The sequence below is a fragment of the Dyella marensis genome, from assembly GCF_049532885.1.
Classification (GTDB): domain Bacteria; phylum Pseudomonadota; class Gammaproteobacteria; order Xanthomonadales; family Rhodanobacteraceae; genus Dyella_D; species Dyella_D marensis.
The window spans coordinates 3,111,404-3,126,385 of the sequence record NZ_CP064029.1; the positions used below are offsets into that span (position 1 = coordinate 3,111,404).

8 protein-coding genes are annotated in these 14,982 nt (G+C 67.2%); 2 read left to right on the forward strand and 6 right to left on the reverse strand.

Annotation, left to right across the window (positions count from 1 at the left end; all coding sequences use genetic code 11):
- Positions 1-424 precede the first annotated feature (424 nt).
- Complete coding sequence (locus tag ISN75_RS13400) at positions 425-898, reverse strand: Lrp/AsnC family transcriptional regulator (RefSeq protein WP_168647160.1); 474 nt, start codon at positions 896-898, stop codon at positions 425-427.
- 163 nt (positions 899-1,061) lie between these two features.
- Here ISN75_RS13400 and ald point away from each other — a divergent pair, with 163 nt between their 5' ends.
- Together ald and ISN75_RS13410 are read left to right on the forward strand one after the other, a co-directional pair.
- The gene (gene ald / locus ISN75_RS13405; RefSeq protein ID WP_167256805.1) at positions 1,062-2,180 is read left to right on the forward strand and encodes an alanine dehydrogenase; all 1,119 of its coding nucleotides are present in this window, start codon (positions 1,062-1,064) and stop codon (positions 2,178-2,180) included.
- 190 nt (positions 2,181-2,370) lie between these two features.
- Positions 2,371-3,483, forward strand: coding sequence for a hypothetical protein (locus tag ISN75_RS13410; RefSeq protein ID WP_343820100.1), 1,113 nt, complete (start codon positions 2,371-2,373; stop codon positions 3,481-3,483).
- A gap of 267 nt (positions 3,484-3,750) precedes the next feature.
- Here the strand turns inward: ISN75_RS13410 and ISN75_RS13415 are convergent, their stop codons facing one another.
- The 5 genes from ISN75_RS13415 to ISN75_RS13435 all read right to left on the reverse strand — a co-directional run bounded on the left by ISN75_RS13415 (position 3,751) and on the right by ISN75_RS13435 (position 14,927).
- Positions 3,751-6,186, reverse strand: coding sequence for a GH92 family glycosyl hydrolase (locus ISN75_RS13415; RefSeq protein ID WP_343820102.1), 2,436 nt, complete (start codon positions 6,184-6,186; stop codon positions 3,751-3,753).
- 45 nt (positions 6,187-6,231) lie between these two features.
- Positions 6,232-7,647 (reverse strand): glycoside hydrolase family 125 protein, encoded by a 1,416-nt coding sequence (locus ISN75_RS13420; protein WP_423385174.1) that lies wholly within the window; start codon positions 7,645-7,647, stop codon positions 6,232-6,234.
- A gap of 29 nt (positions 7,648-7,676) precedes the next feature.
- Positions 7,677-10,328 (reverse strand): beta-mannosidase, encoded by a 2,652-nt coding sequence (locus ISN75_RS13425; protein WP_343820104.1) that lies wholly within the window; start codon positions 10,326-10,328, stop codon positions 7,677-7,679.
- A 258-nt stretch (positions 10,329-10,586) separates the two neighbouring features.
- The gene (locus ISN75_RS13430) at positions 10,587-11,939 is read right to left on the reverse strand and encodes an alpha-L-fucosidase (RefSeq protein WP_343820106.1); all 1,353 of its coding nucleotides are present in this window, start codon (positions 11,937-11,939) and stop codon (positions 10,587-10,589) included.
- An 87-nt stretch (positions 11,940-12,026) separates the two neighbouring features.
- Positions 12,027-14,927, reverse strand: coding sequence for a TonB-dependent receptor plug domain-containing protein (locus tag ISN75_RS13435; protein WP_167256800.1), 2,901 nt, complete (start codon positions 14,925-14,927; stop codon positions 12,027-12,029).
- Positions 14,928-14,982: the final 55 nt, after the last annotated feature.

Sequence of the window (14,982 nt, forward strand, 5' to 3'; positions counted from 1 at the left end):
CTCACCCTGCCCTCTCCCCGGAGGGGAGAGGGGTGATGGCGTGAGGTAGGCAGGAACGAAGAACAGAAGCTGGCCTCGGTCACTGAAAGTCCTCTCGGCCACGGCACGTTGAAGCAACCGCTACGTAAACGCAAAGTCGTTTCGTGTAGACCCAGGTTAATCAGGCTACCGCAGCCGCCCACTGCTCCTTCTAGTCGCGTCGCGAGCCTTTGACTTGAGGCCATTTCTCTTTGGTTACTTTCTCTTTGGGCCAGCAAAGAGAAAGTGACTCGGGCGCCGGCAGGCGTCCGAAATGCCCGCTGCATAAGCGGCCAAGTCGCGACCACCACACCTAGTCGCCACTGGATCCCGGCCTACGCCGGGATGACGAGTAGGGAAGCCCACGCCAGGATGACGAGCAAAGAGTCGCGCCCCGCGAAAAACATCACACCGGCAACGCCGTCGTCCTCTTCACCGTACGCAACGCCAACGTCGACTGCACCCTCACCACCCCAGGCAACTGCGTAAGAATATCCGTATGGATCCGCTCAAAATCCGCGGAATCCGCATACACCACCCTGACCATGTAATCGGCGGCGCCAGCCAACAAACAACACTCCGTCACCTCCGGATGCCGTTGAATCGCCGCCTCGAACGCATCCAGCGCCGCCCGCCCCTGCTGATCCAGCGTCACCAGCACGAACGCCGTCCCGGCCAACCCCGCGGCCTTCTCATCCAACAACATCACATAGCGCGAAATCAGCCCGCGCTCCTCCAGCAGCTTCACCCGCCGCAGGCAGGCCGAGGGAGAGAGATTGATGCGGGTGGCCAGCTCCAGATTGGTCAGGCGGCCGTCTTCCTGCAGCAGCTTGAGGATGGCGCGGTCGCGGTCGTCGAGGCTTGGATCGAGGCTTGGCATAAATATCCGGACATTTGGCCATTCGTCGAATCAGGTTCGACATCTTAGCGCCAACCCTGCCCAAATGAGCGAGAAATTGCTCATCGCACCGATCATACTGCTGTGCTTCCGGCGCCCGTGCCGGAGCCAGTCGCCACCTCACTCTCAAGAGAGATTCCCAGCCATGCGCATCGGTGTACCGAAAGAGATCAAGAACCACGAATACCGCGTCGGCCTCGTCCCGTCGTCGGTGCAGGAACTGGTACACCACGGGCACGAAGTGCTGATCCAGGCCGGCGCCGGCCTGGGCGCCGGGCTGACCGACGCCGACTACGTCGCCGCCGGCGCCAGGATCGTCGATGGCGCGGACGCGATCTTTGCCGAGGCCGACATGATCGTGAAGGTGAAGGAGCCGCTGGCCGTGGAGCGCAAGAAGCTGCGCAAGGGCCAGATCCTGTTCACCTACCTGCACCTGGCGCCCGATGCCGAGCAGACCCACGACCTGATCGCCTCCGGCGCGGTCTGCATCGCCTATGAAACCGTCACCGCCGCCAATGGCGCGCTGCCGCTGCTGACCCCGATGTCCGAGGTCGCCGGCCGCCTCGCCCCGCAGGTGGGCGCGCATTCGCTGGAAAAGGCCCAGGGCGGCCGCGGCGTGCTGCTCGGCGGCGTGCCGGGCGTGCCGGCGGCGGAAGTGGTGATCCTGGGCGGCGGCGTGTCCGGCACCCATGCGGCCACCATTGCCGTGGGCATGGGCGCCAAGGTCACCGTGGTGGACCGCTCCGCCGACGCGCTCAAGCGCCTGGCCACGCAGTTCGGCACCTCGATCTCCACCGTGTTCTCCACCCGCTCGGCCATCGAGGAACTGGTGCGCCGCGCCGACCTGCTGATCGGCACCGTGCTGGTGCCGGGCGCCGCCGCGCCGAAGCTGGTGACCCACGACATGGTGCGCACCATGAAGCCGGGCTCGGTGATCGTCGACGTGGCGATCGACCAGGGCGGCTGCGTGGAAACCTCGCACGCCACCACCCATTCCGACCCGACCTACGTGGTGGACGGCGTGGTGCACTACTGCGTGGCCAACATGCCGGGCGCCGTGGCGCGCACGTCCACCTTCGCGCTCAACAGCGTGACCCTGCCCTTCACCCTGGCCCTGGCCAACAAGGGCTGGCAGAAGGCGCTGGCCGACGACGCGCACCTGCGCAACGGCCTGAACGTGATCGACGGCAAGGTGGTGTGCGAGCCGGTGGCCCAGGCGCACGGCCTGCCGTATGTGAAGGCGGAGACCGCGCTGGGCCTGTAAGCCGCGCGTTGCACGCAACACCCGAAAGACGGCGCCGCGAGGCGCCGTCTTTTTTTGCGCTGCGCGGCGCTACATGAACGCCCGGCGCGGCGGCGCGGAACCGCCCCTGAACTCCTCCCCCGCAGCGGTCAGCGCGGCGCCTCCCGCGCCGTTCTCATCACCGCAACGACGCCGCTGACGAGGAGTTGCCATGTCCTTCGCATCGAACCGCATTCCGTTCCGCACCCGCCTGTCGCACAGCCTGCTCGGCCTGGCCCTGCTGGCCGGCGGCGCCGCGGCGCTGCCCTCCACCGCGACGGCCGGCGTGTTCGTCTCCGTCAACATCGCCCCGCCGCCGCTGCCGGTCTACGTGCAGCCGCCGATCCCCGCGCCGGGCTATCTGTGGGTGCCGGGCTACTGGGCCTACGACGACGACGGCGGCTATTTCTGGGTGCCGGGCACCTGGGTGGAACCGCCGTACGCCGGCGCGCTGTGGACGCCGGCCTGGTGGGGCTGGAGCGGCGGCGCGTACGTGTTCCATACCGGCTACTGGGGGCCGCGCGTGGGCTTCTACGGCGGCATCAACTACGGCTTCGGCTACACCGGCGTCGGTTATGCCGGCGGCTATTGGAACCGCGACCGCTTCTACTACAACCGCAGCGTCAACAACGTCAGCACGCGCATCACCAACGTCTACAACAAGACGGTGATCAACAACGTCACGGTGAACCACACCAGCTACAACGGCGGCCCCGGCGGCATCGCCGCGCGCGCCAATGCCCAGGAGCTGCAGGCCGCGCGCATGCAGCACAGCGGGCCGGTGGCGGCGCAGCGCCAGCAGATGAGCATGGCGGCGCAGAACCGCGAGCTGCGCGCGAGTGCGAACCATGGTGCGCCCGCCATCGCAGCGACGCCGCGTGCCGGTGCGTTCGCCGCGCGCGAAGCGATGCCCGCGCATGCGGCGATGGCGCCGGCCAACCTCCAGGCGCACGTGCCGCATGCCACGCTGCCGTCGGCCTCCTTCGCGCCGCATGCCAACCGTGCGCCGACACCGCAACCGCGTGGCCTCGACATGGCCTCGCCACGACCGGCGCAGCCGATGCACAACACCGCACCGGCTTATCGCAACGAGGCGCCGCAGCGCGCTTCGTATGCGGGTGAGCGGGAAATGCCGCGCGCGCAGCCGTCACATGCCTATGCGCCGCAGGCGTACCACGCGGCGCCGATGTCGGCTTATCGCCCGCAGCAGGGTGGCGGGCATCCGCAACCGGCGGCGCATGCGCAGGCGCCACGCGGGCATGCTGAGTCGCACGAAAAGCACTGAAGCGCTGAGCCCCCTCTCCCCGATGGGGAGAGGGTTGGGGTGAGGGGGGGCCTACGAAGCGTAGAAGCGAAAGCGCCAAAGCGAGCGACGCTTCGTCCATCCTCTATCGCGAGCACCCGCCCCTCATCTGCCTGCCGACATCTTCCTCGCTCCTCTACGCGAAGAGGGCACAGGGATGTGCCCGGCTTTGATGAGCGAGGAAAGCCGCGCACATCCCTGTGCGCTCCCCGCGTACTCCCCGGAGGGGAGAAGAGTTCCAGTTTGAATCTACGCCTTCATCCCCGCCCCAAACGACGGCGGCCGATCCCCCGGCGCCGCACCAAACTGCTTGTTCGGCACCTTCCCCATCTGGAACACCAGGGTACCGCCAGCCGCCAGATCCGCATGCGCGATCCAGCTCTTGCTCCACGGCTTGCCGTTCCAGGTGACGGACTGGATATAGGGACTGTCCGCCGCATTGCCCTTCGCCTCCACCACCAGCTTCTTGCCGGCGATATCCACTTCCGCGCGGTCCAGCACCGGGCTGCCGAATACGTAATGCGTGCTCACCGGGTCCACCGGATACAGGCCCATCGCGCCGAGCACGTACCACGCGCTCATCTGCCCGCAATCCTCGTTGCCGGCCAGGCCGTCGGGGTCGGCGCGGTACATGTCGGTGAGCAGCATGCGCACGCGCGACTGCGTCTTGTAGTGCGCGCCGGTGTAGGCATACAGGTAGGCCATGTGATGCCCCGGCTCGTTGCCGTGCGCGTACTGGCCGACCAGGCCGGCGATATCCGGGGGAGCATCGGCCGGCAGTTCGGAGCTGGTGGTGAACAGTTCGTCCAGCTTGCGCTCGAACGCGGGCTGGCCGCCGAACAGTTCCATGTAGCCGTACAGGTCGTGCTGGTTGAGGAAGGTGGCCTGCCAGGCATTGGACTCGGTGAAGTCGCGCCACTGCTTGCTGTGGCCGATGCTGCGCGGATCGAACGGTTCCAGCCACTGGCCGTTCTCGCCGCGCGGACGCATGAAGGCCACGCTCTTGTCGAACACGTTGCGGTAGTTGCGCGAGCGCTTGCGCAGCGCTTCCGCGTCGTCCTTCGCGCCGGCGGCGTCGGCCAGGTGCGACAGCGCCCAGTCGTCGTAGGCGTATTCCAGCGTCTTGCTGACGGCTTCCCATTCCTTGTCGGCGGGGATGTAACCGAGCTTGCGGTAATAGGCCAGGCCGCGATAGTCGTCCTCCATCGCGCGCTTGCGGAACAGCGGCCAGGCCTGCTTCGGGTCCACTCCGGCAAAGCCCTTGGCCACCGCCTCGGACACCACCACCGCGGAGTGGTAGCCGATCATGCAACCGGTCTCCACGCCCTGCAGCGGCCATACCGGCGGACCGTCGGGGCTTTCCGCCGCCATGCGCAGCAGGCCGTTGACCAGGTCGGGCACGCGCTCGGCCTGGAACAGCGTGTACAGCGGATGCGCCGCGCGGTAGGTGTCCCACAGCGAGTAGGTGCTGTAGTTGTGGCTGCCCTCGGGCAAGTGATGGATCTTCAGGTCCATGCCGCGATAACGGCCGTCCACGTCGCTGAACAGCGTGGGCGCGAGCATGGTGTGGTACAGCGCGGAGTAGAACACCTTCTTGGTGTCTTCCGATGCGGCATCCACGCGGATGCGGCCCAGCTCCTGCTCCCACGCCGCTTCCGCGGCATGGCGCGCACCGTCGAAATCCCAACCCGGTACTTCCGCATCGAGATTGCGCAGCGCGCCGTCGATATCCACGCCGGAAATGCCCACCTTCACCAGCAGCGGCGCCTGCCCCGGCTGCTTGTAGTGCAGCGTGGCCTTCAGATTGGTGCCGCTGGCATCTTTCGCACCGGCCAGCGGCGCATCGTTGTTGTAGAGCACCGCGCTGTCGAACGGACGCGAGACTTTGAGCGCGAAATGGATATAGCGGCCATTCGCCCACTGGTGCACGCGGCGGCTGCCGACCAGGGTGTCCTTGCCGACCAGGCGCAAGCTCGCGTCGCTGACCTTGGTCGGCTTGGCCGGGTCGTCGTGGAAGCCATGCGCGAAGTCGATCAGCAGATGGCCTTCGTCCTTGCCGCGGAAGGTGTAGCGGTGCAGGCCGGCGCGCAGCGTGGCGGTCAGCTCGGCCAGCACGTCGTAATCCTTCAGCTGCACCTGGTAATAGCCGGGATGCGCGTGCTCGGTGGCGACGTCGTAGCGCGAGCGGTAGCCGCGCGTGGCCGGCTGGCCCTGGCGCGACGGCGAGGGCGTATTGGTCGGCGGCACGCCGTCGTAGCGCGAGCGGTAATTGGTGCCGCGGTATTCGCGGTCGCCCGGCTGCAGGCGCACGGGGCCGGTGCACGGCATCACCAGCACGTCGAGCATGTCGGCCGCGCCGGTGCCGCTCAGGTGCGTATGCGAGAAGCCCATGATCGAGCCGTCGCCCTGGTGGTAGCCGGACGAAGCGTCCCACTGCGCGTCATAGGTGTCGGGGCTGAGCTGCACCATGCCGAACGGCAGCGACGGTCCGGGAAAAGTATGGCCATGGCCGCCGGTGCCGATAAAGACGTCCACATAGCGCGACACGCCGGTGGCGGCTTCGCCCGCGCCGCCGCCCTTGGCGCCGGCGGCATGCGCCTGGGCGATGCCGTTGAAAGGATCGAGCCGGTTGCCCAGCAGGGCCGCGGCCACTGCGCCTTGCAGGAATCGCCTGCGTGTCACCATGGGGAAAACTCCAGAGGGGGATGGAGGGGGAAAGCAGGATACGCCTCACGCGCGCAGCAAGGCCGGCTGCCGCTGCGCCAATTCGACGATCAGTTCGCCGAACAGCGTATTGGCCCAGGCAAACCAGGACCGGGTGAAATGCGCCGGATCGTCCTGGTCGAAAGCCTCGTGCATGAAGCCGCTGCCGGCATGCGTGGTCTTCAGCCACTGCAGGCACTGGCGTGTCTGCGCTTCGTCGGTGCTGGTGAAGGCGCGCATCATGATCGACATCGGCCAGATCATGCGCAGGCCTTCATGCGGACCGCCGACGCCTTCGGCGGCCTTGCCCGAGAAGAAATACGGATTGCGCGTGCTCCACGCCAGCTCGCGCGTGCGGCGATAGCGCGCATCGTCCACCGGACAGCAGCCCAGGTACGCCAGGCTGAGCAGGCCCGGCGCGTTCGCGTCGTCCATGAACAGCTGGTTGCCGTAGCCGTCCACTTCGTAGGCCCAGAACTCCCTGCCCTGCTCGTCGCGCATCACGCCGTACTTTTCGGCGGCCTGCTGCACTTCGTCGGCCAGCGCCTTGCACTCCTGCGCAAAAGCCGCGTCGTTGAACAGGCTCTGCGTCATCGCGCCCAGCTCGCGCAGCACGTGCACCGCGAACAGATTGGCGGGAATGAACAGCGGATACAGACAAGCGTCGTCGGAAGGACGGAACATCGAATGGATCAGCCCCACCGGCCTGGCCGGGCTGCCGTAGCCGCCGAGGAACAGGCTTTCGGTGGGAATCAGCGACTGCCGCTGGAAACGGTACGGCCCCGGGCCGTCCTTGCGCTGCTGCTCGCGGAAGGTCTGCACCACCAGCCGCATCGCGGCGCGCCAGTCGTCGTCGAAGGGTTCGCGGTCGCCGGTGGCTTTCCAGTACGCCGTGGCCAGGCGCACCGGATAGCACAGCGAATCGATTTCCCATTTGCGCTCGGCCACGCCGGGGCGCATGTCGGTGACGTCGTGCTGCGCCCAGTCCAGGTTGGTCTTGGCGGTGGGATCGGGCAGGAAGGCGTTGGCGTATGGATCGATCGCGATGCACACGGCCTGGCGGCGGATCAGGCCGCGGAACAGCCGGCGCAGATCGGCGTCCTGCTTCGCCAGCGACACGTAGGGCCACACCTGCGCCGACGAGTCGCGCAGCCACATCGCGTCGATATCGCCGGTGACCACGAAGGTGTCCGGTTTGCCGCGCAGCGTGCCCAGCTCCACCGTGGTGTCGAGCGTGTTGGGATAGCAGTTCTCGAACAACCAGGCCAGTTCCGGATCGGCGATCCTGGCCTTGGTGCGCGCGATCACCTGCTCCACCGCCTTGCTGGTGAACTTGCGCCTGGCCAGCGGCGGACGCTTGCTGACGAAACCGCCGGCGGCGGCGCGCGCAGTGGACATCAGGCCCGGGCCGCCGACCGCGGCGGCGCCGAGCGCGAACGACATCATCTTCAATACATCGCGGCGGTTGGCATTCACGGCTTGGCGTCTCCCTTGGTGGCGCCGGCCAGCGAGCGCACGTGCAGCGCGCCGCGCAGGGCATCGATGCCGGCTTCGCTGGTGATGCGCAGTTCGCGCGTCTCGCCGGGCAGCAGGTCGAAGGCGTTGTCTTCCGGCGCGGCGTCGAGCGTGCCGAAATCCACCCACACTTCGCGTGCCAGGCGCCTGGCGCTGACCACCAGCAGGCCGCCCTGCCCGTTGTCGCGCAGCTCGGCCTTCAGGTCCGGATCGGGCAGTTTCAGTTCGATCGGCGGCTTGGCGAACAGCAGGTGGCGCGACAGCAGCCGGCCCTTGTCGTCCACCAGTTCGTACACGGCGAAGCTGCCGGCGGGGTCCGCCTTGCGCAGCAGTTCGGCGTCGGTGGGGCTGGCCACCTTGGCACTGGCCAAGGGCGCCACCTTGAGCGCCTGCTTGCTCTCGCGCAGCACCTTGCCGTCCATGCTCATCACGCGGCTGCGCAAGGTGGCCTGGAACGGCTCGGTGCGATCGGAGACCACGAACACGTCGCTACGCCCGTCGTTATGGACGGCCACCACGCGCACCGGCGCATAGAAGCGGCGGGCGTGGAACTGCAGCGCCTTCCAGCGGCCGAAGTAATCCACGCTGGACCAGGACGCACCCGGCCACACGTCGTTCAACTGCCAATACAGCGAACCCATCGCCTGCGGCCGCACGCTGCGCAGATGCTCGGCGGCCAGCTCGATACCCTCGGCCTGCATCACCTGGCTCAGGTACACGAACGATTCGAAATCCTTCGGCTCGCCGTAATACTTGCGGATATACAGCAGCAGGCGGTCGTTGCCGTCACCGTTGGCGAACTTCTGGTGCGCGCGCATCACCGGCGAGTTCGGCTCCAGGTCGCGCTCTTCGGCGAAGGCGCGCACGGTGGCCATCACCGGGAAGGACTGCAGGCCGTACTCGGACTGGAAGCGCGGCGTTTCGCTCAAGTAATGCTCGATCGGCTTGGAACCGGACCACACGCTCCACGAATGGTAGTCGCCGTCGGTGAGCTGGTTGGCCGGGCCTTCGTAGTCGGTGCTGGGCGAGCTGGCCCAATACGGCACGTCGGGCGCGTTCTCGCGCACCACGCTGCGCAGGGTCTCGCCGAACAGCGCCTTCATGCCGTTTTCGATGCGCGCCAGTTCGTCCGGCGCCAGCGAGGCCCTGAACTTCTTGCGGTCGTCCCAGGCTTCCCAGCCGGTCTGCACTTCGTTGTTGCCGCACCAGAGCACGATGCTGGGGTGGTCGCGCAGGCGGCGCACCTGCTCCACCGCCTCGATGCGCGTGTTCTCGCGGAAGGCTTCGTCGTAGGGCGGGATGGCGCCGCCGAACATGAAGTCCTGCCAGATCATCAGGCCCAGCCGGTCGGCTTCCTCGTAGAACGCATCGCTCTGGTAATGCCCGCCGCCCCACATGCGCAGCATGTTCATGTTGGCATCGCGCGCGGAGCGCAGGATCTGCGCCATGCGCTCGGGCGTGGCGCGGTTGGGGAAGCTGTCGAACGGAATCAGGTTGGCGCCCTTGGCGAAGACCGGCACGCCGTTGACCACGAAGGCGAAGCCGCGGCCCCACGGGTCCTTCTCGCGGCGCAGCTCGACGCTGCGCAGGCCGGTGGCGCGGCTGGCGGCGGCCAGGGTGGCGCCGTCGCGGCTCAGGGCGACCTCGAAGCGGTACATGTCCTGCGCGCCGTAGCCGACCGGCCACCAGCGGCGCGGGTGCTCGATGCGGATCGGCAGGCTGAGCGCGTTGTCGCCCTTGCGCAGTTCGACGTCCTGGCTGGCCTGCTGGCGGCTGCCGTCGGGGTCGGACCAGCTCACGGTGAGTTTCGCCTTGCCGGCCTGGTCGGCCTGCACGTTCGCTTCCGCGTGCAGTTCGGCCACGTCGGCGTCGACGTGCTGCTGGGCGATGTGGACATCGCTCATGCGCACGTCGTCCCAGCTTTCCAGCCGCACCGGCTGCCAGATGCCGAGGGTGACGTAGCGCGGGCCCCAGTCCCAGCCGTACTGGTAGTTGGCCTTGCGGATGTAGTTGGCGCTCTGCTTGCCCTTGGGCTCGTCGCCGAAGGCCGAATCGAACTCGCCCGGCAACGCATACGGCTGCTTGAGCAGCCACGGCTGCAGGCGCGCGATCGGCGAATGCAGGTGCACTTCGAGCTTGTTCTCGCCGGAGCGCAGCACGCCCTTCACCGGCACGCGCCAGCGGCGGAACATGTTGTCGGCGGCGATCAGCTTGCGGCCGTTGAGGGTGACGTCGGCATAGGTGTCGAGCCCGTCGAACACCAGCTCCACGTGGCTCCGCTTGAGCGTGGCCGGGTCGGCCTTGAAGCTCAGCCGGTAATCCCAGTCGGCCAGGCCGATCCACTGCAGGCGCGCCTCGTTGTCGCGATAGAACGGATCGGTGATGACGCCGGCCTTGAGCAGGTCGGTCTGCACGCTGCCCGGTACTTCGGCGGCGCGCCATTCGGCGGCTTCGGGGTGGGCCTTGGCCTCGGCCGATTTCGGCGCGATGTGGAACTGCCAACCCTGGGCGAGGGACTGTGCGCTCAGCTGCGCGGCGGCGGCGGGGCCGGTCAGAAGCAGCGACACCGCCAAGGCGGACCAGTAGGGGAACGTTGCGCTTCTCTGCATGAAAAGTTCCGATGTAGTCGTCAGTTTTCGATCTGGAATCCTTCTCCCCGTTCACCCATTTGTGCACGGGGAGAAGGTGGCGGCAGCCGGATGAGGGTACGGCCGGAGCGGCGCAGATCACTCTTGCGCTCCGCCCGTACCCTCACCCCAGCCCCTCTCCCGGAGGGAGAGGGGCTAAAGCACCGGAGCGGTGCGCTTCACGCTTGCGCTCCGGCCGGCCCCTCACCCCAACCCTCTCCCCGGAGGGGAGAGGGGGTTTTAGTGCCGGGCGTCGAACACCTGGAATTCGCGGATGCGCGCGACGCCCGCGCTGGACAGGATATGCAACCGTACCTTCTGTGCCGTGACCGGCGCAAAGGTATCGATCTTCTTGTGTCCGATCGCCTCGGCCCGCGCCACCGCCTTCCAGGCCTGGCCGTCCCAGATTTCCACCGCATAGCGGCGCACCGCCTGCCCTTCGTCCAGCCACTCCATCGCCAGCGTGCGGTCGAAGGTCACCGGCTTGCCGAAGTCCACTTCCAGCGTGGCGCTGCGCGCGTCGGCGGGGGCGGACCAGAAGCTGTCGCGGTTGCCGTCGAGCGCGCGCTCGGTATTCTCGTCGGTCTTCGCATGCTTGCGCGCCAGGTTGGCGGCGTCGCCGTAGCGCGCTTCCACCGCCTTGCCGAACTCTTCCAGCCGCTTGACGTCCGCTTGCGGCAGCAGGCCGTGATTGTCCGGCGCGATGCCGAGCATCAGCTGGCCGCCGCGGCCCACGCTGCTCTCCCAGATGTCCATCAGCTCGGGCACGCTCTTGAGCGAGGCCTCGTCGTTGGGGTGCCAGAACCAGTGCAGCTTGTGCAGCGGCGTGTCCACTTCCACCGGGCGCCAGCGCTCGTAGCCGTGGCGGTCGATCACGTTCCAGTTCTCGTAGCGGATATGGCCGTCTTCCTGGCCCACCCAGCGCGCGTCGCCGTATTCGAACAGCGCCATGTCGGCGAATACCACCGCATTGGGCTGGTAGGTGCGCAGCTCCTCGATATAGCGCTTGAAATCGTAGACGTGGCCGGCGCTGCCGGCGCCATCGAGCCACCACTCGGCGAGCATGCCGTAGTTCTGCACCAGCTCGCCCAGCTGGGCCACGTAGTAGTTGTCATAGGACTTGGAGTCGGCGTAGCGCGGCTCGTGGCGGTCCCACGGCGACAGATAGATGCCGAACTCCAGCCCTTCCTTGGCGGCGGCGTCCGAGGCCAGCTTCACCAGGTCGCCCTTGCCGCCCATCCACGGGCTGCTCTTCACCGAGTAGTTGCTCTGCCCGGTGGGCCACAGCGCGAAACCGTCGTGGTGCTTGGCCACCATCACCATGTAGGTGGCGCCGGCCGCGCGGCTGGCGCGCGCCCACTGCACGGGGTCCACCTTGTCCGGATTGAATACCTTCGGGTCGGCCTTGCCGTCGCCCCATTCGCGGTCGAGGAAGGTGTTGGTGCCGAAGTGCACGATCACGCCGAACTCCAGGTCCTGCCAGTGCGATTGCTGCGGCGAGGGAGTGAGGCCGGCGGCGTTCTGCGCGTGGGCGGTGAAGGCCAGGCCCGCGCCGAGCGCAAGGCAGAGGAGACGTTGCGACCACTTCGACATGTGTTGTTCCTGCTTATGTTGTGAGTTACCCGGCCGGGGCAGCCGGACCAACCGGCGGGGCGCCAGCCGGCGCCCCGCCTTCTTGCCTTAGTCGAGTTTGTATTCCACCTGCAGCGAGATCTCGCGGCCGTTGTAGTTGGCGCCCTGCAGCGTCGGGATGAACTCGAAGCCACCCGCGTAGTACGGGATCTTGCCGACCTTGTCGAACAGATTGGTGACGGTCAGGCCGAGCCGCAGCTTCTCGTCGAAGCGGTAGCCCACGGTGCTGCTGAAGGTCACCCACGGCGAGGTGTAGGCGTGGTAGACCACGCAGGACGGATCGCCCAGCGACGGCGTGATGCCGTTGGCCAGCACCTCGCAACCGCCGTAGTGCGGCGCGCGCACGCCGCCCTGGCGTTCGCCGTACACGGTCACGTCCCACGGGCCGTTCAGCCAGTTCAGGGTGGCGCGGGTGCGCGTGGCGACGCGGTCGTAGCGGGTGTTGAGCAGCGGATCGCTGGCGTACTTGCGCAGCTTGTACGAGAGGTTGTCGGTCCAGTCCAGCGAGAAGTTGAACGCGCCCCAGTTCTGGGTCTTCCAGCGATAGCTGACGTTGGCGTCCACGCCGCTGACGTACAGCTTGTTCTGGTTGATCGGACCGGTGTAGACGGCGGTGATGTTGCCCTGCCCGTCGCGGATCACGTTGGCGATGATCTGCTTGCAGTACTCCGAACCCTGCGGATGCAGGGTGTACGGCGCGCCGCCCACCTGCAGGCCGGTGCGGCAGCCCGCCTCGTCCTTCAGCACGTCGTCCTCGCCGACGTTGTCGATGGCGTTGTCGATGCCCATGTGCCAGTAGTCGGCGGAGATCGACAGGCCCTCGACCCAGTTGACGTCCCACACGAAGCCATAGGTCCAGGCATGGCCTTCTTCCGGCAGCAGGTTCTGGCCGCCGGCGGCGTGCAAGGTGTAGTAGGTGGTGTGCTGGATGGCCGGACAGACCGCCTGGTTGGCGGCGATGCACTGGTAGTAGTCGGAGTAGATGCCCTTGGTCGACAGCGAGTCCTGCTTGTACAGGTACTGCATGTCCGGCGCGTGGAAGTTGGTGCCGTAGGTGCCGCGCAGCAGCAGGCCGGCCACCGGGCGCCACTCGATCGCCGTGCCCCAGGTGCGGGCGATGTCGGCATCGCTGGCGTCGCGGTACTTGTCCAGGCGGCCGGACAGGCTCCAGGTCAGCGTGTCCGACAGCGGCACGCGGAACTCGGTACCCGCCGACAGGCGCATGCGGGTGCCGCCGCCGGCGTTGTAGTCCTGGAAGGGGTCGCCGAAGGTGGTGGTGTTGCCGCGCGCATCGGGCGTCAGCTTGTAGCCCTGGTGGTTGGCTTCCAGCACGCCGGCGAAGCCGACCGGGCCGGCCCAGGTGTTGAACAGGTCGCCGGTGAGGTTCAGCGAGGCCTGGTCCATCCACGACACCGCGGTGTTCTGGCCGGTCACGGCGAACGTGCGGTAGTCGGCCGTGGAGATCGGATTCCAGAAGCGCTGCTGGTTGATCGTGTAGACCGGATACTCCTCGCCGCCCACCGTGGTGGTGCCCTGCTGCGGGCCGAAGAAGTAATTGAACATGCCCTGCTCGTTCAGGCCGGTGTAGCTCTCGCGCACGATGTACTTGGCGTGGCCGACGTTCAAGTCCCAGTTGAAGCGGTTGTCGAACAAGGTGCCGCGCAGGCCGGCATGGATGTCCCAGTTCTTTTCGTCGTCGTGGGTATTGCCGTAGCCGCCCATTTCGCCCGGCGTGAGCTGGCGGAAATAGTTGGTGATCACCTGGCCCGTGCCCTGGTCGTAGAACGAACCGGGGATGCCGCCCATCGGATACAGGAACGGCAGCTCGGTGTTGGACACGCCGTGGGTTTCCCAATAGCCCACCGAGCCGTAGGCCTGCAGGCCGCCGCCGAAGTCGTAGGTGCCGGACACGTAGGCGTCGCGGTCGTCGCGGCCTGGCGTCAGCACCCAGTTGCCGAACAGGTCGTTCTGCGCGCAGTAGCTGCCGAGGTCGGTGATGTTGGTGGGATCGACCGTGTTGCCGTTGGTCGCCACCGTCTGCTTGTGGTACTGGCTGAAGTTGTTCTTGAAGCCGCGCTGGTTGCAGGCGCCGGCCGGCGGCGTGATGTAGTTGCCGTTGCCGTCGGCCAGCATCAGGCCGGTGTAGCGCGGGTAGCCGAACATGCGCGCGTTCTGGTCCCAGGCGCCGTAGCCGGCGTCGGCGTCCGAATCGGTGTAGCGGCGGTCGCGGCCCCACAGCGGCGTGCGGTGGCTGCGCTGCAGGTTGTACACCACGCTCCAGTTGTCGCCCGAACGGCCGCCGACGAAGTTGATGTCGCCGAAGTCGCGTCCGCCGCGGGTGGAACTGCCGACCTGCACCTTGATGTCGTCACCCTGGTAGTTCTTCTTCAGGATGATGTTGACCACGCCGGCGATGGCGTCCGAGCCGTAGATCGCCGAGGCGCCGGTGGCCAGCACCTCGATGCGGTCGATCATGCCGGTGGGGATGTTGTTGTAGTTCTGGAAGTTGGTCTTGCCGTTGGCCGGCATCGGGTAATCGGTGACGCGGTGGCCGTCGATCAGCAGCAGGCTGCGGTTGGAACCCATGTTGCGCAGGTTGAGCTGGCGCGCGTTGACCGAGGTGCTGCCCCAGCTCGGCGGCGTTTCGGCGATGCCGGCCTGGGTGATCGAGTTCATCACCTCGAACACGGTGTTGAAGCCCTGCTTCTGGATGTCCTCGCCCTTGATGATGTTGACCGGCGCCGGTCCTTCCACTTCGGCGCGCGCGATGCGCGAACCGGTGACCACGACCTTGTCCAGCGTCTTGGCCTTCTTTTCCCCTTGCGCGGCCTGGTCCTGCGACTGGGCCTGGTTGGTGCCGGCGTCCTGCGCGTGCAGCGCGAACGTGGGCAGCAGCACCAGCGCGAGTGCGCTGGCGAGTCTGTGACGGCGTAGTGCGATGTGCGACATGGTTTAACTCCTCCCCGTTAGATGGATGCCTTCCCCCGAAGGCGTGGGCACAGCT

Excerpts from the sequence above, each read along its gene's own strand:
- ISN75_RS13400 (WP_168647160.1), bottom strand. The coding sequence starts at position 898 with ATGCCAAGCCTCGATCCAAGCCTCGACGACCGCGACCGCGCCATCCTC.
- ald (WP_167256805.1), top strand. The coding sequence starts at position 1,062 with ATGCGCATCGGTGTACCGAAAGAGATCAAGAACCACGAATACCGCGTC.
- ISN75_RS13410 (WP_343820100.1), top strand. The coding sequence starts at position 2,371 with ATGTCCTTCGCATCGAACCGCATTCCGTTCCGCACCCGCCTGTCGCAC.
- ISN75_RS13415 (WP_343820102.1), bottom strand. The coding sequence starts at position 6,186 with ATGGTGACACGCAGGCGATTCCTGCAAGGCGCAGTGGCCGCGGCCCTG.
- ISN75_RS13420 (WP_423385174.1), bottom strand. The coding sequence starts at position 7,647 with ATGTCGTTCGCGCTCGGCGCCGCCGCGGTCGGCGGCCCGGGCCTGATG.
- ISN75_RS13425 (WP_343820104.1), bottom strand. The coding sequence starts at position 10,328 with ATGCAGAGAAGCGCAACGTTCCCCTACTGGTCCGCCTTGGCGGTGTCG.
- ISN75_RS13430 (WP_343820106.1), bottom strand. The coding sequence starts at position 11,939 with ATGTCGAAGTGGTCGCAACGTCTCCTCTGCCTTGCGCTCGGCGCGGGC.
- ISN75_RS13435 (WP_167256800.1), bottom strand. The coding sequence starts at position 14,927 with ATGTCGCACATCGCACTACGCCGTCACAGACTCGCCAGCGCACTCGCG.